Source organism: Odoribacter sp. N15.MGS-14, from assembly GCF_000980245.1.
Lineage (GTDB): Bacteria > Bacteroidota > Bacteroidia > Bacteroidales > Marinifilaceae > Odoribacter > Odoribacter splanchnicus.
Genome location: NZ_LARE01000030.1, coordinates 1 through 24,426, shown reverse-complemented (window position 1 = coordinate 24,426; position 24,426 = coordinate 1). Strand labels below are relative to the sequence as shown.

Below are 24,426 nucleotides of genomic sequence, written 5' to 3'. Positions count from 1 at the left end.
ATACCCCGATCGCTATTTCCGAAGTAAGAAAACAAGCAGAATTTGAAGAGAACTGCGCAATTGTTTCAATGCACGGGCAAAATGAGTCTTTACGGTATTCACAGATAAACCGAGAAAGTCAGCCACTTCTTTGTATTTCATATCTTTTAATACGATCAGCTCGAACACTTTCCGGCATTGTTCGGGAAGACGGGCTATTTCGGCATATAATTTCCGGCACTCTCCCTCAAACTCCTCTTCGGAATACACCGGTTCCTCGATATATTCCTCTTCCAACTGTAAATTATAGCGGTTCTTCAATTTTAACACCTTCGCGCAATTATGCCGGACAGCAGTAAAAAAATAAGCCCTCAACGATCCCTCGAACTGTTTATCTTTATATTTTTCCCAAAACTTCACAAACAAGTCCTGGACGATATCTTCCGACTCACCGAAAGAATCCAGAAAGTTCATAGCAAAAATACAAAGAGGCTTATAATAAAGATCAAAAAGGCTTTTTAGTCCATCCGGATTACCGCAACTAATCAAGGTCAATATTTCCTGTTCATCTTTACACCTCATATAGTACGGCAAAAATAAAAAAATATTGAAAGAACTAATTCTTCAAATAGATGATTTTCTTGGTTTCAAAAAAATCTTCCGAAAAAAAGTCAGGAATGGAATAGATTTTCACTTTAGAACGGAAAGGTGCAATTTCTTCCTCAAAATCTCCTCCTTTTAAATAGATCACTCCATTGTCCAGGGAATGGGCCGAGTCCTTCCGGATCTTTCCCCGGATCAGTTTGACAAAGGCAGGAAAAGCTGTCACAGCCCGGCTGACAATAAAATCCTGTTGTTCCGCAACATTTTCCACGCGGATCTGCTCGGTCCTGACATGCTGTAACCCCAAAGCATCCCGAATCCCTTCCACGACTTTTATCTTTTTGCCGATGGAATCGATCAGATAGAAATTTACCTCAGGAAACAAAATAGCCAAAGGAATCCCCGGGAATCCTCCTCCTGTACCGACATCCATCACCCGAGTCCCGGGAGCAAAACGGATGATCTTTGCGATCGCCAGTGAATGCAACACATGATGTACCCAAAACTCATCCATATCCTTACGGGAAATCACGTTTATCTTTTCATTCCATTCCCGATACAAACCTTCCAGACGAGCAAAACGTTCCCGTTGTTCCTCCGTCAGTTCCGGAAAATAATCATATATCAAATTCACTGTGTCCATAGTCAAAATAATTAACTTACCTCCGATCCTTTCCCTGTTTTCCTGCGGCATTATTATAAAGCGGCAGCAAGATTACACAAATCACACCGACCACGATATATAACAACGTCATTGTACCGTGGGTCAATAGAGCAAAAGTTTTGGCCATGCTTTCGATATTCGGGGTATGCGGCAAATAAATCATCAAAGCTGCTATAACCATAAAATGCCAGGCCCCGATACCTCCCTGTACAGGAGCCACCATACCATAACTCGAAAGAACGAAAATGGTCAACCCGACCAGTGCCCCCAAATGCGAAGTAAACTGAAAACAGAAGAAGCAGACATAAAACATCAGGAAATACATCAACCAGATAAATAAGGAATAAAAAACGAACAATCCTTTGTGTCGCACATCTTTCACACTAAGCAACCCTTCTTTCAGTCCTTTAAAAAAAGAATGAATCCGTTCTTTAAAACGAGTTTTACGGATCAACCGCCAAAACAACCAACCGACAGCCGCCAAAACAACCAACACCAACAACATCCATGAAGAATGGAACATATTCACCACCTTCTCTTCAATCTCCTGATTATTATCTAAAAAAATACCGACTTGTTTAAACTGGGTAATGACGACAATCAAGGTCAGGAACAATAAAATCATCATATCGATTACCCGTTCGGTCACGACCGTACCCAATAATTTAGAAAAAGGAACTTCCTCATATTTACTGACTACCCCACAACGGGTAAACTCGCCCATCCGCGGGATAGCCAAATTGGCGAAATATCCGATCATCACCCCCATAAAACTATTCCCGAAAGAAATCCTATACCCCATAGATGCGGTCAGCAACTGCCACCGCAGGGCCCGGCTGACGTGACTGGCAATCCCCATAACACAAGCTACTCCGATCCAGAAATAATTCACATCTTCTTTAAGCACTGTCAGCAATTCATCCCAATTCTGATCCCGGTAGACCAACCAGAATAAAAAGGCCGATACGGCCAGAAATAAAAAAAATTTTATCGTATTTTTTACAAGAGGGTGCATACGAAAATCGGTTTATAAAATTGTTTGCAAATGTACAAAAATATGCCCATGCCCAAACCGTTTTCCGCCGAAATTGTATACTTTTGTAACATGAGTATTGTCAGAGCTAAAAAAAGTCTGGGACAGCATTTTCTGCGTGACCAGAATATTGCACGGAAAATTACGGATAGTTTACTTCCTGTCACCCGGGATATACTGGAAATCGGTCCGGGGATGGGTGTACTTACCCGCCATCTTTTCGCCAATCCGGCATTTTCGGTCCGGGCCATCGATATCGATCAGGAATCGATCGATTATCTGCATCAGGAATTACCGGAATATCAGGACCGGATTCTATACGGAGATTTTCTGAAAACAGATATCCGCCAATATTATCAGGAACCTTTCTCTGTGATCGGCAATCTACCTTACAATATCTCATCGCAAATTTTCTTCCGGATCATTGAAAACCGGCATTTGGTCCGTCAGGTGGTCTGTATGATACAAAAAGAAGTGGCCGAACGGATTGCAGCCTCTCCGGGTAGCAAAACATATGGCATTTTAAGTGTCTTTCTTCAAGCATTCTATCACATCGAATATCTATTCACCGTAGGGGAGAAGGTTTTCGATCCGCCTCCTAAAGTCAAATCGGCAGTCATCCGGTTGACCCGGAACGAACGCGTGGAACTGGGATGTGAAGAGAAACTATTCTTCAATGTCGTAAAAACAGGGTTCAATCAACGCCGGAAGACACTCAGGAATTCAATCCGCGGGATCATTCCTCCGGGATTCGACTCTCCCTATCTGAATTTACGGCCTGAACAGCTCGGTATTACCGACTTCCTCCAGCTCTGCCAGGATATCGAGAAAAACAGGAACATTGGCGATAAAGCATAAAACGACGATCTAAAATTTTCAGGATGCAACAATTTGAATTAACCCACGAATTTCTGAGTCAGTTGGAAGAACTGATCGATGCCGGCAACAAGACCGAGGTCAGCAAACAAATTGCCGGGCTTCACCCCGCAGATATAGCAGAAATCCTGGAGGAGCTGAATAATGAAAGGGCACAATTCGTATTCTTGTTGCTGGATAACGAAAAAGCAGGAGACGTACTGGCAGAAATCGACGAAGAGGAAAGAGTACATTTTATCGAATCTTTTCCGGCAGAAACTATCGCCCGTCGTTTTATCGACAATATGGACTCGGATGATGCCGCCGATCTGGTAGCGAGCATGCCTAACGAACAGCAACACGAAGTGTTGTCGCATATGGAGGACCTCGAACAGGCAGGAGATATTGTCGATTTGTTGCATTATGACGAGGATACGGCCGGAGGGTTAATGGCCAAAGAGCTGGTGATGGTAAATGAAAACTGGACCGTCCTGACCTGTCTGCGGGAAGTCAGCCGTCAAGCTGAAAATCTGGATGAAATATACAATATATATGTAGTCGACGACGACAACAAGCTAAAAGGACGTTTATCCCTGAAAAAAATCATTACCGCCCCTACCTCGGCAAAAATCAGTAATCTTTACTATCCTGACATTATCTCGGTCAAAACCGACGAACCCGCGGAATCAGTGGCTTTGATTATGCAAAAATACGACCTGGTCGCCATCCCGGTAATCGATCAGGTAGGCCGCTTAGTCGGACGAATCACCATCGACGACGTAGTCGACTTTATCCGTGAAGAGGCAGACAAGGATTACCAGATGATGTCCGGTATCTCGCAGGATGTAGAATCTTCGGATAGCATCTGGGCACAGACCAAAGCCCGGCTCCCCTGGCTGATCATCGCCCTGTTCGGAGGAATGGTATCGGCCTGGATGATTTCCCGCTACGAGGCGGAAATCGCTTTATTTCCGGTTACAGCGATGTTTATTCCGGTCATCACTGCCATGGGAGGGAATGTCGGTATACAGTCGTCGGCCATCGTCGTAAAAGGCTTGGCTTCCAATTCATTGAGCCTGAAACATGGCTTTCAGAATATCGTAAAAGAAATCGGAGGAGCTCTGATCAATGCCACGATTTGTTCCTCTATCATATTCTTGCTGACTTTGTGTTTCGGGATGCAAACTCTGGCCATGCCCATCACGGTAACGCTATCGCTTTTTGTTGTTATCCTCTTCGCATCTATTTTCGGTACGGCCTTCCCGCTTTTATTAAACCGGATGAAAATCGATCCGGCCTTAGCGACAGGTCCGTTTATTACTCTGACCAACGATATCATCGGTCTGAACATTTATCTGATCACCGGCCGCCTGATTTTAACCGGACTCGGATAGTCCTTTTCTCTGCATAATTATTTTTGCCTTTTGCATAATTATAACCTGTAAATATAAGGTTACTAATCATTTATGTGCTATTTTTGTAACGATACTTAAAGTAGAAAACAACGGAATACAAACTTTTAATCTATGAAACCCTCGGTTCCGAATGTCATGTATCTGAAACAGATAAGGGACAGAGTAGTTTCATATAACTGCAAAAAATAAATTATAATCATATGAATCCAATCGTTGAAGTAAACGTTCAGTCAGAAATCGGGAAATTAAACGGAGTCATCATCCATACTCCCGGCGAAGAAGTAGAAAACATGACCCCCGAAAATGCTGAAAGAGCTTTATACAGTGATATTATCAATCTTTCGATTGCCCGGAAAGAATACAAACAAATTTCGGGAGTTTTATCCAAACTGACGAAGACTTATGAAGTCAAAGACCTGTTGTGTAATATTCTGAAAGACGATAAGATCAAACAGGAAGTGCTCGACCGGATCGAGCGGATCGAACCGTTTATCGGTGAAAAATCTCCGAAAGGCAGCCTGAAAGAACAATTACTGGAAGAAAATGCAGAAAATCTTTCCCGCCTATTGATCGAAGGAGTAGAAATGGTCAAGGACAATCTGACGAAGTTTTTGAGTAAAGACTGGTTTGCATTACGTCCCATGCACAATTTCTTTTTCACCCGTGATGCTTCTATGAGTATGTACAACGAAGTGTTGATCGGTCGTATGGCCAATTCCATTCGTGACCGGGAATCGGTGATCATGCAGTCTATTTTCGATTTTACACCCGAATTTAAAACTCAAACGCTGACTATTCCTCCCATTTCCGGTAGTACTCAAAGAGTACGTACCATAGAAGGTGGTGACGTTTTGATTGCCCGCGACGATATTTTAGTTATCGGAAACGGTGCCCGTACCAGCACCCAGGCGATCGATATGCTGATCAACGAGTTTATTCGCCGGAAAAGTGAAAAAGCACAACATATTATTGTGCAGCAACTGCCTCATACACCGGAATCCTTCATCCATCTGGATATGGTATTTACCTTATTAGATCAGGATAAATGTATGGCTTTCGAACCGCTGATTCTGAATCCGGGAAGCTATCAAACCGTCCACATCAAGATCCAGAATGGAAAACTCCAGAGTATCCGCAGTGAAAAGAACTTACTCTCTGCCCTGAAAAAACTGGGTATGGATCTGGAGCCCGTACTTTGTGGTGGTAGCGACGACTGGAATCAGGAACGCGAACAATGGCATAGCGGAGCCAATTTCTTCGCCGTCGGTCCTGGTCAGGTCCTGGGATACGCCCGCAACAATTACACGATGGAAGCCATGAATCATGCAGGATTCGAAATCATCCGGGCCAATGACTTCATCGACGGCAAAGTCAATCCGGGTGCTTACGAAAAATATGTAATTACCATCGACGGCTCCGAACTTCCCCGCGGTGGCGGTGGCGCCCGTTGTATGACCATGCCGATCAACCGGACAAACCTATAAGACTGATGGCTTTTCAAGCCTGATCGGCGAGGCCTCTGATTGGAGAACCTTCGGTTCTGATTAGCGGAACTACCTTCCGGATTCTATTCCGAAGGTTCACCCATCAAAAATTTGTAAACTTTCAAGGATCAGTCCCCTTTCAAACCCTATCTTCCACTCCCCCCTCTCCAACAACTCGAATCTTTTTTATCAACTCTCCCCCCTCCTTTGCAACTCAATAACTCAGCAACTCAATAACTCAATAACTCAGCAACTCTTTTCAACTCTCTTTTTCATCTCCCGAAATTATTTGTAATTTTGTTTCCCGATTATCGACAGCATATTTATTCCCTTAAAATGTCTAAAATAAAATATTATATCGCCAGTTTTCGATTGAGGACTTTACCTCTTTCTTTATCCGGAATCTTTTTAGGAACTCTTTTAGCTGCCTCGGAAGGTTATTTCAACTGGGCTCCTTTTCTATTAGCAGTAGTGACCACCCTTTGTCTTCAAATTTTATCCAACCTGGCCAACGAATTAGGTGACCTACAAAAAGGTACGGATAATGAGGAGCGTTTGGGCCCCATCCGGAGCATTCAGTCGGGAGCCCTGTCCCTGAAAGAATTTAAACGAACGATTTTACTTTTCGTCCTGCTATCCGTTTTATCCGGGACTGCTCTGGTCTCCACCGCTTTTGAAAGTTTGCTGAGCACAGACGGACTGATTATGCTGATGCTGGGAGCCGCTTCGATCGTTGCCGCCATCAAATACACGGTCGGCAAAAATGCTTACGGCTATCATGGTCTGGGAGATGTCTTTGTCTTTTTATTTTTCGGATTACTCAGTGTCTGCGGGGCCTATTTTCTAATGACTCATCGGTTATCGATCAGTATCTTTCTACCTGCCACTGCTGTCGGTCTGTTATCGACAGGTGTATTGAACCTGAATAATATGCGCGATATCGAAAACGACCGGCTTTGTGGTAAACGTACTTTACCGGTGATACTGGGGATCTCCAAAGCCAAAATATATCATTTCTGCCTGATCATCGGAGCATTCGTTGCAATGAGTAGCTATATGGGCTTATGCGGATTCAGGCCTTTTCATTTTATCTTTTGGTTCACCCTCCCTCTCTTTCTGATCCATTTGAAAAAAGTAGTCCAAGCGGAAGGTCGCGGGTTGGACCCGCAATTGAAGGTATTATCCCTTTCTACTCTGCTGTTTACACTTTTGGCCGGTTGGGGAGCTTTCCATTTTTGACCGACGAAAAAATCATTTTTCTCCGACATACAAGCTGGCGATACCGAAGCTCAGTTTCCGCCGGACCGGATGCTGAAAACCACAGTCCCGCATAATTTGCAGGAACGTTTCGCCCTGAGGAAATTTCATTACCGATTCGGGCAGATAAGTATAGGCTCCTTTATTCCCTGAAATCCATCCCCCGATCGTCGGAAGAATATGACAAAAATAAAAGCGGTACAACTGTTTCATCGGAAAATGCTCCGGCATAGAGAACTCGAGAATAATCACTTTCCCCCCCGTTTTCAATACCCTGTACATTTCCTGTAATCCCAACTCCAGATGCTCGAAATTACGCACACCGAAAGCCACCGTCACCACATCGAACATCCCGGTTGCAAACTCCATATGTTCGCAATCCCCGGTCTTCAACTCAATGGCATCAGCAAGATGCAGATCGCCGACCTTTTTCTTTCCGATCTCCACCATATTTTCCGAGATATCTATTCCCGTCACTTGCTTCACTCCGGCCCGGTGCGCTGCAATAGAAAAATCACCTGTACCACAGGCAACATCCAATAAGCATCCCTTCTCCTGTTCTCCGATGCAGCTCATCGCTTTCCGTCTCCACCCCTTGTCGATATTCATCGACAACAGATGATTCAGCAAATCGTATTTCGGGGCGATATCATTAAAAATATCTTGAACTACTTCTTTCTTAGCCATATTACAAAGTAAAAGGTAATAATAAAAGGTAAAAGGTAAAAAATGCGATGAACACTTTTTACTTTTTACCTTTTACTTTTTACTTTTTTAATTAGTTTCAGGTAATTTCCCTTCTAAAGCAGATTTTACGACAGCAACAGCATCTTCCAATCCTTCGGCAAACTTCTCGAAATCTTCCTTGTACAAGAAAATTTTATGTTTCTCATAGCTCGAAACACCATCTTTATCGAATTTCTTTTTACTCTCTGTAATGGTCAGGTAGTAGTCATTGTTACGTGTAGCCTTTACATCAAAGAAATAAGTTCTTTTGCCGGCTTTCACTGCCTTTGAATAAACCTCTTCCCGGTCTTCATTCATGTCAAATCCCTCATTTTTTCCGTATTCTTCCATCATCAAATAAATTTAATATTCAGAAATGTTTATTGAACTTAACTTTTTCTCCGGATTATTCCCGGTTACAACCACGCTTTGCCGCCTTTCACGTTTCAAATGTAGAAAAATCCTAAGAAACAAAACTACATTTTAAGTTTTTTTTTCCAGAAGTAATGTTTAATCCTTTCTTTTTATACAGTAACTTTGTATAAACAACTAAAAGTAATATTATGCTATTTACCATCTTCATCATCGTTGCCATTCTCTTAGGTCTGGCTTTAGTAGGCCTGGGTATCAATATATTATTCAGGAAAAACGGGAAATTTCCCGAAACACATATCGGCAAAAACAAAGCCATGAAAGACCGGGGAATTCATTGTGCCAACACCACCGACCGCCTCGACCGGCAAAACTATAAACCTGTCGATCTGCAACCGGAATAAAATTCAGACCACTTTCCAGCCTTTAGCGTGCAGAAGTTCCATCCGGCACTTCCGTTCACTTCCATTGGGCTGTTCGAACCGGATAGTGGCCTCTCTTCCTTCGGTAAAAGCAGGTAAAGAACTAAAAAGCTGATTCAACGCCTCTGCCTCGAAACCATTACCACCGATATCTACACAGACCAGGTCGTCGCACCCACCCAGGTACAAGGAATGCAGCCGATTCGAAAAACAAAATAAGTACAGCAGATCCGGACAAGCATCCAACTCCAGACTTTGCAAAACATTGTCGCTACAGTCCAGATACACCAGTTCCCGGTTACATCTTGAACGCAACACCGATAACCGATTCCCGGAACAATTCAAAAGTTTCAGCTTCGGACAACAAACCAATTCGAGCGTGATCAACCGATTATAAGCACAGTTCAGATTTTCCAGCAAGGGACACTTATCCAGCTTCAATTCGGTTAGATGGCATTTGGATACATCCAACTGACTGATAGCTGTACCCACCACCCGCACCCGATAGTATCCGGCCTGTTCATAATGATGCGCTGCCGAATGATCGGATTCACCGTCCCCCCAGTCCACCAGAAAAGTAATAGCCGTTATCCCCAACCGAACATCCGTTTCTCCGGGCAATTCGAGCCTCAACTCCACCGCCCCCAATAATTCCTTACCTCCGTTTTCGGAAGTATACCGTTTAAAAATAAGAGGAAGATTTTCCATAGGCAACCGTCTTTACAGCTCCTCCTCATTAAAAATGCGTGGAGCTTTTGATTTGAGTAAACAGGCACCGCCAAGCACCTACTGAACCAAATCGGAAAAGCCCACGCATAGCACGTGAGTATAATCCGATTTTACGTTCAGTTTGAAAATTGGCGGTTTCGTTTACTGTAAAATCGCGTTACTCGTATCTAATGTAGATATACCTTTGTTTTCTACATAATCACAAATATAATCAATTAGCGGAATATTATTCAGGATACACCATATTTTTTTCTTCTATGACCTCCAATACCTCTCTTAAATATTTATCGGCTTCATATTTAGCCATAGGCAAATTATGCAGCAAATAATTCCCGCAATCCCGGGGAGCGGCTCCCGGAACTTCCCCCTCGAAGTCACGGATAAACCGAAATGTTTCCCGCATCAGTTCCACAATATCTTTCGCCTGCAAATCTCCTTTCATCAGGAAATAATTTCCTGTACAGCAACCCATCGGGCCCCAGAAAACGATCCGTTCTCCCCATACCGGATGATTCCTCAGAAAAGTTGCCGCTAAATGTTCTATCGTATGCAATTCACCATACCCTAAGGCAGGTTCACGATTGGGTTCTTTCATCCGGATATCGAAAGTCGTCACCACCTGATCCCCCAGATAATCCTTACGGGAGACATATATTCCCCTCAACAAATGAATATGATCGATTGAAAAGCTCGGTATTTTTTTCATGATTTATGATTTTAGTTGATTATTCAGTAACCTGATTCACCAGCTGCTTCAAGATTTCAAAAGATTTTTCAGGCGCAGCAGTCCAGAAATCCTGATATTGCAAAGCATGATTTTCTACTTGCCCGGGCGTATCGCTGATTATCCGGCAGCTCAAAAAAGGCGTCGCATACATATGACACACCTGTGCGATCGCTCCGCTTTCCATATCGACGGCCAATCCCTCCGGGAAATTCTCTTTTATACCTTCCAAAGCTACCCGGTCGGTAATAAACCGGTCCCCACTACAAATCAGTCCTTCATATAACGCAATATCACTTGTAACCGACAATGCCGCACTCAATAACTTTCTGTCCGCCTTGTAACGCGCAGGCATACCTTGTACCTGTCCCATTTCGTTACCTGTCCCACACCACACATCGTGGTATACCACTTCTTTCCCCACGACCATATCCATCACCCTCAGCCGGGCATCAATCCCTCCGGCTACTCCGGTATTCAGTATATAATCGGGCGAAAAATACCGGATCATCTCGACAGTCCCGACAGCTGCACATACCTTACCGATACCACACTGTGTCAAGACGATTTCCTTCTCCCCCAACTGTCCGGTCACATAACGGTACCCCCGTATTTCCTGCTCGTTTTTCCCGCTCAACAAAGCTTCCACCAAGCGGAATTCCCCCCCCATGGCCACTATAATTCCTATTTTCATACCGTTTAATTTAAAAAGGGATTGTATCTTTTTTCCTCTCCGATGGTAGTTGCCGGCCCATGTCCCGGCATCACTTTTACTTCATCGGGTAAGCACAATAACTTTCTACGAATGCCTTCTATCAGTACCCGCGCATTTCCTCCAGGCAAATCCGAACGGCCGACACTTCCGGCAAATAACACATCTCCGGCAATCAATAACCGATCGGCAGAACTATAATAACAAAGTCCTCCCGGCGAATGCCCGCCTACAGCAATCACTTCCAATTCCGACTCTCCGAAATGAACCCGATCACCGTCTTTCAAAAACTTCCCAACGGCAGGCGGCGGTGTAATCCCCGTAACTCCGAGCATAGCGGCATACTCTACAGCGTTCTCGATTAAAAAATTATCTTCATCCGAGGCCTGAGCACTCAGCCCATACGTATTTTTTATAAAATTATTCCCGAAGATATGATCGATATGCAAATGAGTATCCAACAAAGCCACGGGTTTCAACTTCTTTTGCGACAGAAAATCCTGCAATCTTCGTTCTTCCTCACCGCTAAAACATCCGCAATCGATGATCACGGCTTCCCCCGTCCGGTCATATAAAACCACCGTATTTTCCTGCCACGGATTATTTACAAAAATCTTTATTTCCATATCTTCTCATTTAATTTCCTACAAAGATAATGCAAGCCGGACAAATTTAATACTTTCGGTTAGCCATATCCTGAAAAAATTCTACAAGCCGGCCCTTCTACTGCATCAATGTATACCGGATACTCAAACCGAAATTGGTATTGGTGGTAGGATAGGAAAGAGAGAGATAAGGAGTATCAACTTTCCGGTCATAAAACAGCCTTAAATTCAACCGGTTATTAAACGTATAGTCCGCGGATACTTTGATAGACATCACTTTCTCCCCTGCCGTCAACTGATCTACATTTTCGGTTATTCTTCGGATAATGGTATTGTTTTTCCGGATACTGAAATCGAACTGTACATTGATATCGTTGTTCAGCTGCTTATTTTTTAGGAAGATAGGAAGATTTCCAAACCGGTATCCCAGTCCCAAAACGATCTCGTTGCCAGAGGTTTCCGACAACTGAGCGTTTACCAGGCTCAGGCTCACATCCCGGCGACGGTTGATATCCCAATGGGTGGTCAGATTGTTGGCCCACACCATATCCATGCTGATCAGAGGATTGAATTGTTCGTTGATCGAAACCAGATTCACATCGAACAGTGACATCCAATTGTCTTGCAGGTCCCGGGCATCTTCGGCATATTTCAGATTAGAGGCAAACGAGCCGATATTGTATTTACAGATATAATTGTGGTTGACACTGATCGATTTGAATACTTTTTTCATAAAGGCGAAATCGATCAAACCGGTATACACCACCCTCCAATTCGGACGCATCGCCCCAATCCCGGGAATCAGGCCGTCATGTTTACTGGAAGCATAAGTCCGGTTGAAAGCACCGATCAATACGTCCTGTGAGGTAGGCCCATATCCATCGTAAAAACCGGTCAGCTGCCCTTTGGCATCACGTAAGGGAATATCTCCTTTATTATAACCGGCCCCATAACGCTGTTTCGCCAGTTGAGCGGCCACTCTTTTCCGTTCTTCCAGAAATTCGTTATATACAGCCGCCGAAGCCTCCGGATTATTCCCGACACTATAAAAAGCTGATTTCAGTCCGATCGCCGACATACTGAAATTACCGGAATACATCTTATTGAGCGACTGAAAATCGGCTCCGTCATAAACGATATATTCACTGCTATTCCGGGAACGGCTCCAATTCGAAGTCAGGTTAACCCGCAATTTCTTTATCGGCTCGAACAAAGCCCTCACATAAACCGTACGGGAAGCATTCATCAGGAAAGGATTATTTTGGGTCGAATCGGTGGTTATCCATCCTTTCCCGGCCGCCTTCAACCCGAAATTCTCATCCTGACCGCCGAACAGGAACTTAAACCCGGGAGCGGAACTTCCGTTATAGCTCTGTTGTCCGAGCCAGCGGGCTTCCGGCAGGAAACCGGGTAATGTCGTCCCTTTATCTTCCGAATACCCGACACTCAGCGTCTTGAATCCGGTCAATATCCCTACAAAAAAACGGGCAACCGCATTTCCCACCCCGGCATGCGGAGTTTCCGTTCCGGTCACGAGCAGCTTACCTCCTTCCAGAGTCTCGGAAGAATTGATCCGGATCTTGTTCCTACCGACCGACTCATATCCCAATTTGATATTTTTTCCATCGGCAGCCGTCAGGCGGGCTTGTATATCGCCGGTCTTCAACCGATGCCGTACAACGACCGGTTTTCCTTTTTGTACTTTATCCATTCCGGTTTCGAACTTCACGTTCTTCCCTCGCTGTTTCCGGGGCGGCCGTATCATTTCTCTCAAAAACTTAGACTTATTGTAAAGTGATGTCAACGATAAATCTCCGTTCATCTGCAAAGCACTCGCATTCCGGATCACATTCCCCAGATTCGTCGAATCGGCTGTCACCGCAGCTGCCTGCCAATCGTATCGGGTCGAATAGCCTAGCTGCAAAGAGGTCCAGTCCAAAAATGGTAACTTATTGACCGGTACGGTATACTGGACCGAAAAGTCATGATTATAATTTACCGGACGCCCACCGTCGAGGATATTGTTCCATACGGTATCTTTCCATTGCTGATAACGTTCGGGGTCCCTCTGCCGGTCGACGATCCCCTCCGGCTCATCGATACGTGCCTGCGTCGTCGCATGAAAATCGACCACCAGATTCCGGGTCAGATTAAATTTAAAGGCATAATCCCGGGTCCACATAAAATCCTTATCATAAGTAGGTTCGATCAATAAATTCGGATTATCCAGATTCTTCGATTTCACCTCCCGGTAATTCCGGGTAATATCCGAAGTAATCGAAAACATCGAAGGCATATAATAAAAATTAAAGTCTTTGATCAACCGCAAATATTTCGAATTCAATGTCTTGGATTTCGATTTTTTGAAAGGCTCCACTATTGGAGGCATCCCGTTGTAGATATAACTGATCAGTCCCCGGTAATTTTTTTCCAGGTCTCTTTCCAGGTTGACATTACGGGCAAAGGATTTATTATAAGAATAAGTCAGAGACAGATTCGACCAATCGAAAAAATGCGATTTACCGTCTTTACTTTCTATCCCTACGTTCGTAAAATTAAGGCTTTTGCGCATCACATAATCTTCCGCATTACGTTTGATCGAATCGCGCAAATGCCGGTTCGCTGCATTATCCAGGGCTACCTCCAAAGGGATATCCGAATCGAGGGGATCGTATTCCGGTAAAGTCGATTGTCGCGAATAAGCATAATACATCGGAATCCTCAACCGCCACCTTTCCGGAAAGAACTTACCGAATTCGACACTGGTAGAAAAATCGATCGAACGGAAATCCTCCCTTTCGATCTCAGCAGCATGCTGCTCGATACTGCCAAACCCGGGAGTCATCCGGCTACCGGCAAAACTGATCGTCGCCACATCGGCTAATTTTGCCGTAATCCGGGCATTAGCCGCCCAACCTCCTTTGTTATCGAAATCCGACAAACGAAGTTCGTTGACCCATACTTCGGCCGAACGCTCGCCTTTGCTGGATTCTCCCTGTGGATTACGGATACCGATCACGATATTTTTTACATTGCCTAAGGTCGGTTTACCCTTCACTCTGACTTTATGATTCAATTTGTCTATATCGGCATTCGGATCCAACGTTCCGACCAACATTTCGTATACTTCACTGTAATCGATCTCTCCGTCTCCGGTCCGCAATTCGGTATTTCTTTTCTGTTTCAAAGTCTGAAACCAGCTCAACGGCATTTCGATCCGGTTAGCCGACGGCCAAACCCCTTCCCTACCGGTATAATCGGAGGTATAGTAACCGGGTGAGGTCAATTTTAAAGGAATCTCATACTCATAGTAGTTGTTTACGTTATCATTACCCAAACGCAAAAACAAGGTCAGTTCGTCGTCCTGCAAGGGATATCCTTCGACAGCCTCGGCATGCACATCCATTTTCAGGGTTTTATACCGCAACAGATCCTTGCCGAACATCTTATATACCGCCCGGGAATCATTTTCGGGCAGATCGATCACTTTCAATGCCAATGCCTGTTCATTCAGTTCCCTCAACTGTGGATTAGAAGCATCCACAACCCGTTCTATTTCAGGGGGCATCACGTAATTTACCGGTGTCCGGGAAGCATTTTCTTCCAAATTGACCACCGAAATGTCGAAAACCGTCCTGGTAGACGAAGTCAACTGTCCATCGAGTGCTCCTTCGTATTTCCGCCAATTGTCTCTTACCAAATCCAGACCGGCCATTCTCAACACGATACTATCCTGAAACCCCCGCATCAGCATCCGCATAAAACGGATAGATTTAAAATCGGAAATTCCCCCGTAATCCGATTCATGTGCCGAAAGCGGTATTTTGATCTGATACCATTTGATCTCCTCGGTTGATCCATTAGGCAATTCGACACTAGAGGTCGTTATGTTGGTGATAAAATTTTCGCCGACTTTCATTTTCTCCGGCCGGAGTTCCAGGTGATAGCGGAAAAAAGCTTCTGTCTCATTCAGGGTATTGTCTCCGTTGATATCTTCCACATCAGGCAAGGTGGTGGCTGCTGTCGGATAAGATTCGGGCGACATATCGGCTGTCGGTGAGTTACCCTCCGTCCCGTTATACTGTTTATAGCGCTCCAATACAGGTGTTTCCAAAGCATCGTAATCCGATCCCCGGAAGAAATGATAATTATCCCCCGCCGGATCGTTCCAGGCCTCCCGGTATACTTTCGAATTTTCTCCGAAAGTCCGGCGCAAGGTCTCCAGATAAGCTGCGTAAAATATCCGCTCATCTTCATCGTTCATCCCGTCCAGCCCCACATCCTGATACCGCCGGGCCTGGCTGTTATTATCGAATCCATTGGTTATCGACTGTACACCCGGCACTCGTCCCCAGCGGGTGGTATCCACATGACGGATATCCGGTCCGGCAGGCAGTCCATTTTCAAAAGCTTTCCGGCCGTCTTTCAAAATATCCTCCGACACATTACCTAAATCGAAATATACATCTCCGCCTTTGTGCCGATTGTCATATACAAAAGGATCCATCAGCCAGATTTCGATATACTGCACGTTGGCTGTTTCGAAATCACTGGTAGTGATACTCCGCATCATTCCTCCCCACCGTTTCTCCGGATTACGCAGTTTACCGTCCCGGTCGACATCGGTCGTAAAGTTGTAGGGACCTTTTTCCGTCGGATAGTAAGCCACCGAGAGGGCAGGAATAATATTCACATCCCCGACAGCCAGATCCTTATCCGGGAACAATTCCGTCTGCCGGATTTCGCGGACAAAATGGTTAGAACGTTGTTCCTTGTCGGCCCGGATATGGGAAGGAGTCGCCGTCGACATGCGGTAAAAAATAGGATCGACAATATACCAGGCCAATTTTGCCCGGTTGTAGCCGTAATCCAGACTATCCGACTTGCCTTCCGGAAACAGATTATCCTGAGGGGTAGAAGCCAGTTTCCATTGTGTTATCCCTTTCATATCCAACGAAATCTTACTTCCTTCGAAGTCGTCCAGGTAAGCGTTTCCACCGGCTCCACGGGCTGTACCCGGCTGAAACCTGGCGAACTCGGTGTCTATCGTCAGGTGGGATTTCGCTTTGGTATGTACAAAAGGTAATTTGTCGATCAGAGTGGTCAGAAAACCAGACTCGGTATTATAAGTAGCGTTCAACCCCCAAATGGTATTCGATAAAGGTTCTTCTCCCAGATTCACTTTATGGGTCAACGGCTTTTCGCTCATATGCATTACCGTTGCTCCGATATTCAGTTTATCGTTGAATTTATAGTCGAGATGTGTCCCGACCAGCGTTTTGGTTTGCATGCCGAACATCGAACGGTTTTCACTTTTAATCGTAATCGGTGTACCGGCTTCCAGCAATGACTGGTTCATAATCTTCAGAGTCCCCATCGTATAATCGACCACATAATCGATATTCTCTGTCAACTCCACCCCACCGGCAAGTACTTTCACCGAGCCCTGAGCAATGTCCTGTCCTCCCAGGGAGATCTCGGAAGAGGATGACGATTTGTAACTTCCTTTCAGATAAAACTTATTCTTCTCGGCATTCTGTTCCGCTTCGCTTTGTGTCTTTTCGTACAAGTCTTTATAAACGTACTGACCAGCGACTCCCGGACGATTGATTTTCTTTTCCAGCCACCCGCCGAATGGTTCCAGTACGGGAAAAACGATCCTCCCTTTATTGGAATAGACCGTTATCCCCTCGATATAATCGAAACGCCCGTCCGGAATCGCGTCCAACTGGGTATTCAGCCGGTCGAGATTCATCACAGACAATAAAATCTTATTATCGATATCTCCGGCCGGCAGATAATTCACCATCGTTCCGGCCTTATCATTCTGGTACAAAATGTCTAACACAAAATCCTCGGCACTCAGATTATAGGAACCGATATTATAGACATTCTTCATCATCAAATCCCAGGTCGGCATTTTAGGGGTCTGTGTCGTACTTCTCAACATCTTCACCACCAAGGTCGAAGGTGCAGCCGGGGCATTGGAGGTCAGTTCACCCACCGTATGGATTTCCCCTCTCACCGTATATTCATAAGCGACCGCCAATACCTCATCCGCATTCAAGGCCGCATTCAGGGAGATATATCCCAGTTTTTCATTCAGGATATATTCGGAAGGATCCAGCAAACGGGCATTTTCCAATTTTTCATAATCCTTGCCGGAATTGAAACCGGTACCGATCTGGGATAAAATACCGGAAACCTGATTGATATCCCGGATTCCTGCATAGCGATCCACCATGGTCTGATACAGCCGATTGCTCTGATTATCGGGATATACCTGCCCGGGAACGGCGGGAAACAAACCGGCATCGAACATCGGATTGGACGGATCCCCGACATTATTTTCAGCCAAACCCGTAAATGCAACGATATTCCGGGCCCGGTCGAAACGGGAACTTTTATTGGTTACCCATACTTCAATTTTAGTGATCACCACCCCACTATTCACTACGGGCAAGTTTTGTAAGGCGGCATCGTACTGATCCCGGAAAAAACGCGACAGGAAAAAGTGTTTATTAGCTTCATACCTCAAAGCAGATACTTCAAAATCCTGTTTTTCAGCTCCTTTCTCCAATTGAATCACTTTAGATTCCCCCTTCTGTTGCGAAAAAATACTCGACATGGACAATTTACCGAACTGCAGGTCCGTCCGGAATCCCCAAAGATTCTGTCCACCCGAAATCAGCGTTCCGGTTAAAGGTAAAGAGACATTTCCCGCCTCCACCTTTTTCACAATATCGTCTTCCTTCCCTTCGTAGTTCAGTTTCAGGATATTGTCATAATCGAAAGTAGCCTCTGTATTGTACGACCAATCGAGATTGACCAAATCACCGATATTACCGCCGATATTGAATTGTATCTTCTCGTCGAAATCCAGCGAAGTCGTTTTGCGCATATCGATAGGCAAAGTCGGATTATCGACTTTATTCGTTTTGACCCCCAAGGTCAGTTCTGCCGATCCCTGTACTTCGATCCGGATTTTGTTGATACCGAAAATCGGACTCAGAATTTTGTCTAAAAATTGTATATCGGAAACCAGACTCTTGAAATCGTACTTATTCCCTTCCTGAATCTGCCTCCGGTTGTATTCGTACAACGACATTTTCGAACGGGCTTTCAGCAGATCCTGCAAGGTTTCCATAAAAGGGCGGTTGTAATAATACTTTCCGCCGATCAGGCTGGCTACGACATAACGCTTGGTCAGCGGATCATAGATAATGGTATCTTTTATATTGGACGGTTGCCTGAGAAACAATGCCGACGATGGAATAGTCTGCCGGATTTCATTGTCCCGGATCTCCCGGATCGGAAATTGCAGGGTATCGGAAACGGTCCCGGCAACCCGCCCGGAAAAAATAGGCTCCTCCGATTCTCCCGCAGGATAACCGAAAACAAAAACCATCTGAGTTATTATCAAAAATAATAACAAGATATACCGCATACACACACACATTGTTTGCAAACCGATTCACACTAATGATTTGCAACACATTTATTTATAATTGCTTCAGTGCTTGTTTAATCAGCTCCTCAACGCTGGTGACACCTCCACCGGCCACAATTTTATCCAATACTTTATTGGCCTGAGCCTTCACAAACCCAAGCATCACCAAAGCAGCCAAAGCTTCTTCTTTTATGGCCACCGAAGCGCCGAAGTTCATCTCTTCGGCACTACCTGTCACCGCTATTTTATCTTTCAATTCGATAATCACCCGCTGGGCCGTCTTCAGCCCGATTCCCTTCACACTCTTGATTGCATTTACATTCTCTGTCAGGATGGCTCCGGCAATTTCTTTTACCGTCATCGAACTCAACATAACACTAGCCGTATTCGCTCCGATCCCGGAAACCGAAATCAGCTGCCGGAAAACCGTTCTTTCCTCTTTATTGAAAAAGCCGTATAACAAGAGTGCATCTTCCCGGACAATCTGATGAATATATAAGGAAACCTGCTGCAAAGCTACAATCTGAGAATAGGTATTCACCGAAATATTAATATAATACCCCACTCCGCCGCATTCGATCACCGCGTAAGCAGGCGTCGCCTCCACCAGAAGGCCTTTTATATATTCATACATTTTTTAAGTCTTTAATTAAAACCTATGATTTTCCGCACCTCACGAATAGTCTTATCGGCACTGGCACGCGCTTTTTCTGCCCCTTCCCGGGCCACTTTATCCATATATTCCGTATCGGCGGCATAGGCCAGAATTCTCTCCCGGATAGGAGACGTAAAATTCACAATATCCTCGGCTAACTGTTTCTTCAAATCACCATAGCGAATTTCACAGGCATTGTATTTCTCATTGAAATAATCGTAAGTATCTGCAGAAGATACAATCTTCAGCATGGTAAACAGATTAGCGATAGCTTCGGGCTTTTCGCTATTGGGCTGCGTAGGACCACTATCGGTCACCGCTTTCATCACTTTCTTACGGATAGTAGCGGCATCGTCGATCAGATAAATAGCATTTCCTTCGGATTTTCCCATCTTTCCGGATCCATCCAACCCCGGCACTTTAATCGCATCTCCCCCGAAGGAATAGGACTGTGGCTCCGGAAAAAATTCTACCCCATAGATGGTATTGAAACGCCGTGCAAATTTCCGGGCCATCTCCATATTCTGCTCCTGATCCTTTCCTACCGGTACTTTATCAGCCCGGTGAATCAGAATATCGGCAGCCATCAAAGTCGGATAAGTCAACAGTCCGGCATTCACATTCTCCGGTTGTTTCCGGGCTTTTTCCTTGAAAGAAGTCACCCGCTGCAATTCTCCCAAATAAGCGTTCATGTTCAGGTAGAGGTATAGTTCCAGTACTTCTTTTACATCACTCTGTACATAGATCGCTGCCTTTTCGGGATCAATCCCACATGCCAAATACTCGGATAAAATCTTCCGTACATTGGCAGTCACGTCGCCCGGATGGGGATGAGTCGTCAAAGAATGCCAATCGGCAATGAAAAAAAAGCATTTATATTCATCCTGTAAACGCAGAAAATTTTTTACCGCTCCGAAATAGTTCCCTAAATGTAAATTTCCCGTGGGTCTGATCCCGCTAACAACAATCTCCATTTGAATCATTTATTAAAAAATAGACAAAACGAACTTATCTCTCTAAAAACCCCTACAATCAACGGATTTTATAAGTTCCATCCTGCAAAGATAAGTTTTTATTCAAAATCGCTGAAACGGTTTTTCATGAAAATTAGAATTTAACAATTATCATACTTCCGAAGCAAAAAAGGAGGTGATTAAAAAAATTAAAAAAAAGTTACTTTTATAAGCTTTTTTTATTACATTTGAAACGCAAAATTGCAACTATTTTATAAAACTAAATTTTTCTACAAACAATGGAAGGATACGAAAGAAAAGAAGGAATGGACAATGATCGGGAAGAGATTTATTCCAAGGCAGTGAGAGCAGGGAAAAGAACCTATTTTTTCGACGTGAAAGCAACTCGTAACAATGATTATTACCTGACAATCACAGAAAGTAAGAAGAGATTTGATAACGACGGGAATCAAAATTTCGAGAAGCATAAAATCTTTCTGTACAAAGAAGATTTTGAAAAGTTTGCTGAAGGTTTAGATGAAGTCGTTGCTTATATCCAAGCCGCCATCGGCGGAGAAGCTCCAAAAGCAGCCTATACCGACCCCCAAAAAGAAGAATTCGACGTCGATTTCGATCAGATTTAAAAAATATCACTTTTTATAAAAACCGCTTGTCGTAACAGGCGGTTTTTTTATTCTCCAATGAGATCGCGGACCACTACCGAAGCGATAAAGCACCCGAAGATAGGCGGCATATAAGAGATGGTCCCTACATTGGACTTCTTATTCCGACTCTCTGCCAGGACGATAGCCTCCGGATCGGTAAATTCCGACGAAAAAACCACCTTCACCCCTTTGTAAACCCCCAGTTTATGCAAGCGTTTACGCAACATACGCGCCAGATTGCAATTATAACTTTTCGAAATGTCCGCCACTGCAATTTTCGAAGGATCCAGTTTTCCCCCCGACCCCATCGAACTGACGACAGGCAAGCCCAATTGCAGACTATGATAAATCAGGAATATCTTCGGCGCCAAGGTATCGATAGCATCCACGATATAGTCGTATCGGGCCATTTTCAATACCTCGATCATCCGGTCATCCCGGATAAAATCGTTAATCACATGCAATTTAATCTCCGGATTGATATTCCGGAACCGCCCGGCCATAATCTCCGCCTTGGCTTTTCCCAGATTACAATCCAAAGCCGGCAATTGCCTGTTCTTGTTGGTCAGTTCCACCACATCCCCATCGATAATCGTCATTTCGCCTATTCCGGCCCGGCACAACTGTTCGGCAGCATATGCTCCCACCCCTCCTAAACCGGCCACCAAAACATGAGCCTGCTGCAATTTCTCCAACCTTTCTTTCCCGAGTAACAATTCCGTACGACTCAACCATTCAGGCATAATATAAAATTTCAAAGTATAACATTACAATTTAAACAACCGATCGAAATTCATCCGGACAATATGCTGCAATTCTTCCACAGCGATCCCCCTCCGACGGGCGACTTGCCCATAGACTTCCCCGATCGTAAAATCCGAATTATCCGTTTCGATCAGCAACCGGTCTGCCGGAATTTCAGGTAATACCCGATACACCTGCGACTCTTCGTTCATGACATGCCTTCCGGCGGAAATATAAAATCCATGCCGCAACAAATCCATCAAGATCTCCCGCCGGTTATTGAATCCGTGCATAATCCATTTCTGATGTGACCGGCATTTCTTATAGGCAGTAATCAATTCCGGGATCGCCCTCACCCCATGAATAATCAACGGCAACCCATACCGTCCTGCAATTTCCGCCTGCCGTTCAAACAGCTTCAACTGCACTTCCACCGGAGCAAGCGCATTCCGGTCCACCCCCGCTTCCCCGACAGCCACAATCTTCCCCTCTGCTGCCGCCAGTTCTATCTTCTGCAACCTTTCCTCCACCCTATCATCGATATACATGGGATGAATTCCCAAAGAAAAGTAAACCGCCCCCTGCCCGGGCATAATCACATTTCCCAGACAAGGATCGACAATATTCACCCCCTCTCCCGGCCGATGTGTATGTACGTTAATCCAATCTTGTGGCATAAGCATCCTTTTACAACCACAAATATACACCATTCCTCCGGATAATCAATCCCCCACTTTCTGTCAAGCCACACTCCTCCCGCCCCCGAAGGGGCACGTCCTGAGTCTCCCGGGATCTGTCCTAAAGTCGCCCCCTAAGTCAATTCTTCTAAAATGGTTTCCACATCCGCCAATTCTTCTTCCCCCCTTCCCATCTTCCTCAACTCCTCCAGCATCCTTCCGGCCCGCTCCACACATTCCTCCTCCTCCACATAATAATAACAGCAGGCCAGCAATTTCACACTCTCCGCCGAAACGGCCAGGCGATCCAAATTCCGACCAACCACATCCAGCACCTCCTGCAACATCCCCTCATCCCGCGTCACCTCACAGGCATCCAGCAGTGCCAAAAGCAATGCCGGATCCGAAATATCCAGTCTCTGCCTCGCCATCGCACACACACTCTCCAGGGCATTTTTCACCCTCCGGGCCTCCTCCATCCGTTCCACCTCCACCCGGCATTCTCCGTACTCCCGGCAAAGCCGCAAAATTTCTTGTACCAACTGTTTCATATTATTAATCAACATCATTAATATCGCGCAATCACCTGATTGTATATCAATACTTTCACTATTTCCCGATACACTCATACACGAACCCTTGTTCTTTCAGCTCTCCTGCATCATAAATATTCCGCCCATCGATCAGGATACACTGCTTCATCAGTTTCTTCAGTACATTCCAGCCGGGCAAGCGAAATTCCTTCCATTCCGTCAGCAGCAAAAGTGCATCTGCATCTACCACGGCATCATACATATCCCTGGCGTATTCCACCCGGTCACCCACTCTACGCCGGCACTCCGGCATAGCTATAGGATCATACACCCGTACCTTTGCTCCGGCCCGGGTCAGCAAGCCGATCATCACCAAAGCCGTAGCTTCACGCATATCGTCCGTCTCAGGCTTGAAAGCCAGACCCCAAATTGCTATGGTTTTTCCCGCCAGATCCGGATAATATTTCGCCAACTTATGAAATAAAACCGTTTTCTGGGTCTCGTTCACCTCTTCCACAGCCTCCAATACCCGCATCCGATAACCATTCTTTTCCGCCGTTTTTATCAATGCTTTTACGTCTTTCGGGAAACAGGAACCGCCATACCCACAGCCCGGATAAAGGAACTTACTGCCAATCCGGCTATCCGCCCCGATCCCCTTCCGTACCATATTCACATCAGCACCGACCAGCTCACACAAATTAGCGATATCGTTCATAAAACTGATCCGCGTTGCCAGCATCGAATTGGCCGCATACTTGATCATCTCTGCCGACGGGATATCCGTGAAAATCAAACGGTAGTTATTCATCATAAGACTCCACACCGACCACCACACGGTCCGGTTTCATGAAATCGTCCACGGCATTCCCCTCCTTCAGAAACTCCGGATTCGAAGCCACATCAAAACCCACTTCTACTCCACGCTTATCCAACTCTTCCTGAATTACCGCCTTTACTTTCCGGGCCGTCCCGACAGGTACCGTACTTTTGGTTACGACCAAAATGTATTTATTTATTCCCCGTCCGATTGTACGGGCCACCTCCAGCACATATTTCAGATCGGCACTCCCATCCTCGTCAGGGGGAGTCCCAACGGCACTGAAAACCACTTCCACTTCATCCAACACCTCTGCCAGATCGGTAGTAAACCTCAGACGTCCCGCCTG

The 24,426-nt window shown here is 45.1% G+C and carries 21 protein-coding genes and 1 pseudogene; 6 read left to right on the top strand and 16 right to left on the bottom strand.

The features are described from left to right. Positions 1–12: 12 nt before the first annotated feature. From WS34_RS08195 to WS34_RS08185, 3 genes are read right to left on the bottom strand one after another with little or no spacing between them, the layout of a single operon-like run. The gene (locus WS34_RS08195; RefSeq protein ID WP_046404134.1) at positions 13–561 is read right to left on the bottom strand and encodes an RNA polymerase sigma factor; all 549 of its coding nucleotides are present in this window, start codon (positions 559–561) and stop codon (positions 13–15) included. Positions 562–595: 34 nt separating this feature from the next. After that, on the bottom strand, positions 596–1,225 hold the full coding sequence (rsmG, locus tag WS34_RS08190; RefSeq protein WP_022159626.1) for a 16S rRNA (guanine(527)-N(7))-methyltransferase RsmG: 630 nt from the start codon (positions 1,223–1,225) through the stop codon (positions 596–598). 16 nt (positions 1,226–1,241) lie between these two features. Beyond that, positions 1,242–2,261, bottom strand: a complete 1,020-nt coding sequence (locus tag WS34_RS08185) for a lysylphosphatidylglycerol synthase transmembrane domain-containing protein (protein WP_013610513.1) — start codon at positions 2,259–2,261, stop codon at positions 1,242–1,244. A 90-nt stretch (positions 2,262–2,351) separates the two neighbouring features. On the opposite strand from WS34_RS08185, the gene rsmA reads away from it, so the two are divergent. From rsmA to menA, 4 genes are all read left to right on the top strand, one after another. Then, a complete protein-coding gene (gene rsmA, locus WS34_RS08180; RefSeq protein ID WP_041557088.1) occupies positions 2,352–3,137 on the top strand; it encodes a 16S rRNA (adenine(1518)-N(6)/adenine(1519)-N(6))-dimethyltransferase RsmA in 786 nt (261 codons plus the stop codon). A 23-nt stretch (positions 3,138–3,160) separates the two neighbouring features. Continuing rightward, positions 3,161–4,528, top strand: coding sequence for a magnesium transporter (mgtE, locus tag WS34_RS08175; RefSeq protein WP_013610511.1), 1,368 nt, complete (start codon positions 3,161–3,163; stop codon positions 4,526–4,528). 221 nt (positions 4,529–4,749) lie between these two features. Further along, positions 4,750–6,033 (top strand): arginine deiminase, encoded by a 1,284-nt coding sequence (locus WS34_RS08170; RefSeq protein WP_013610510.1) that lies wholly within the window; start codon positions 4,750–4,752, stop codon positions 6,031–6,033. Between the two features lie 336 nt (positions 6,034–6,369). Next, entirely contained in the window at positions 6,370–7,272 is a 903-nt protein-coding gene (menA, locus tag WS34_RS08165) for a 1,4-dihydroxy-2-naphthoate octaprenyltransferase (RefSeq protein WP_022159624.1), read from the top strand. Positions 7,273–7,284: 12 nt separating this feature from the next. Here the strand turns inward: menA and ubiE are convergent, their stop codons facing one another. Together ubiE and WS34_RS08155 are read right to left on the bottom strand one after the other, a co-directional pair. Then, positions 7,285–7,977: a bifunctional demethylmenaquinone methyltransferase/2-methoxy-6-polyprenyl-1,4-benzoquinol methylase UbiE gene (gene ubiE / locus WS34_RS08160; protein WP_022159623.1), complete on the bottom strand. Its 693-nt coding sequence runs from the start codon at positions 7,975–7,977 to the stop codon at positions 7,285–7,287. Between the two features lie 87 nt (positions 7,978–8,064). Continuing rightward, a complete protein-coding gene (locus WS34_RS08155) occupies positions 8,065–8,367 on the bottom strand; it encodes a DUF3276 family protein (protein WP_013610507.1) in 303 nt (100 codons plus the stop codon). A gap of 212 nt (positions 8,368–8,579) precedes the next feature. Here WS34_RS08155 and WS34_RS08150 point away from each other — a divergent pair, with 212 nt between their 5' ends. After that, on the top strand, positions 8,580–8,792 hold the full coding sequence (locus WS34_RS08150) for a hypothetical protein (protein WP_013610506.1): 213 nt from the start codon (positions 8,580–8,582) through the stop codon (positions 8,790–8,792). 3 nt (positions 8,793–8,795) lie between these two features. Here the strand turns inward: WS34_RS08150 and WS34_RS15520 are convergent, their stop codons facing one another. From WS34_RS15520 to trpS, 7 genes are all read right to left on the bottom strand, one after another. Beyond that, a complete protein-coding gene (locus tag WS34_RS15520; RefSeq protein WP_022159622.1) occupies positions 8,796–9,518 on the bottom strand; it encodes a leucine-rich repeat domain-containing protein in 723 nt (240 codons plus the stop codon). Positions 9,519–9,765: 247 nt separating this feature from the next. Beyond that, positions 9,766–10,245 (bottom strand): S-ribosylhomocysteine lyase, encoded by a 480-nt coding sequence (locus WS34_RS08140; protein ID WP_022159621.1) that lies wholly within the window; start codon positions 10,243–10,245, stop codon positions 9,766–9,768. Between the two features lie 19 nt (positions 10,246–10,264). Then, entirely contained in the window at positions 10,265–10,957 is a 693-nt protein-coding gene (locus tag WS34_RS08135) for a 5'-methylthioadenosine/adenosylhomocysteine nucleosidase (RefSeq protein WP_046404235.1), read from the bottom strand. A 5-nt stretch (positions 10,958–10,962) separates the two neighbouring features. Continuing rightward, positions 10,963–11,601 (bottom strand): MBL fold metallo-hydrolase, encoded by a 639-nt coding sequence (locus WS34_RS08130; protein ID WP_046404233.1) that lies wholly within the window; start codon positions 11,599–11,601, stop codon positions 10,963–10,965. A gap of 97 nt (positions 11,602–11,698) precedes the next feature. Next, complete coding sequence (sov, locus tag WS34_RS08125) at positions 11,699–18,988, bottom strand: T9SS outer membrane translocon Sov/SprA (RefSeq protein ID WP_286693684.1); 7,290 nt, start codon at positions 18,986–18,988, stop codon at positions 11,699–11,701. Positions 18,989–19,082: 94 nt separating this feature from the next. Continuing rightward, complete coding sequence (gene ruvA, locus WS34_RS08120) at positions 19,083–19,664, bottom strand: Holliday junction branch migration protein RuvA (protein WP_022159617.1); 582 nt, start codon at positions 19,662–19,664, stop codon at positions 19,083–19,085. An 11-nt stretch (positions 19,665–19,675) separates the two neighbouring features. Then, positions 19,676–20,659, bottom strand: coding sequence for a tryptophan--tRNA ligase (trpS, locus tag WS34_RS08115; protein WP_013610498.1), 984 nt, complete (start codon positions 20,657–20,659; stop codon positions 19,676–19,678). 278 nt (positions 20,660–20,937) lie between these two features. Between trpS and WS34_RS08110 the strand changes: the two genes are divergently transcribed. After that, on the top strand, positions 20,938–21,282 hold the full coding sequence (locus tag WS34_RS08110; RefSeq protein ID WP_022159616.1) for a DUF3276 family protein: 345 nt from the start codon (positions 20,938–20,940) through the stop codon (positions 21,280–21,282). A 47-nt stretch (positions 21,283–21,329) separates the two neighbouring features. On the opposite strand, the gene WS34_RS08105 is transcribed toward WS34_RS08110, so the two are convergent. The 4 genes and pseudogenes from WS34_RS08105 to WS34_RS08090 form a co-directional block, all read right to left on the bottom strand. After that, positions 21,330–22,046 (bottom strand): tRNA threonylcarbamoyladenosine dehydratase, encoded by a 717-nt coding sequence (locus tag WS34_RS08105; RefSeq protein ID WP_013610496.1) that lies wholly within the window; start codon positions 22,044–22,046, stop codon positions 21,330–21,332. A 24-nt stretch (positions 22,047–22,070) separates the two neighbouring features. Then, the gene (locus WS34_RS08100; protein WP_022159615.1) at positions 22,071–22,724 is read right to left on the bottom strand and encodes a TatD family hydrolase; all 654 of its coding nucleotides are present in this window, start codon (positions 22,722–22,724) and stop codon (positions 22,071–22,073) included. A 134-nt stretch (positions 22,725–22,858) separates the two neighbouring features. Next, entirely contained in the window at positions 22,859–23,275 is a 417-nt protein-coding gene (locus tag WS34_RS08095) for a hypothetical protein (protein WP_195306007.1), read from the bottom strand. Positions 23,276–23,333: 58 nt separating this feature from the next. Continuing rightward, positions 23,334–24,426, bottom strand: a pseudogene (locus WS34_RS08090) (UDP-glucose dehydrogenase family protein); the annotation flags it as partial.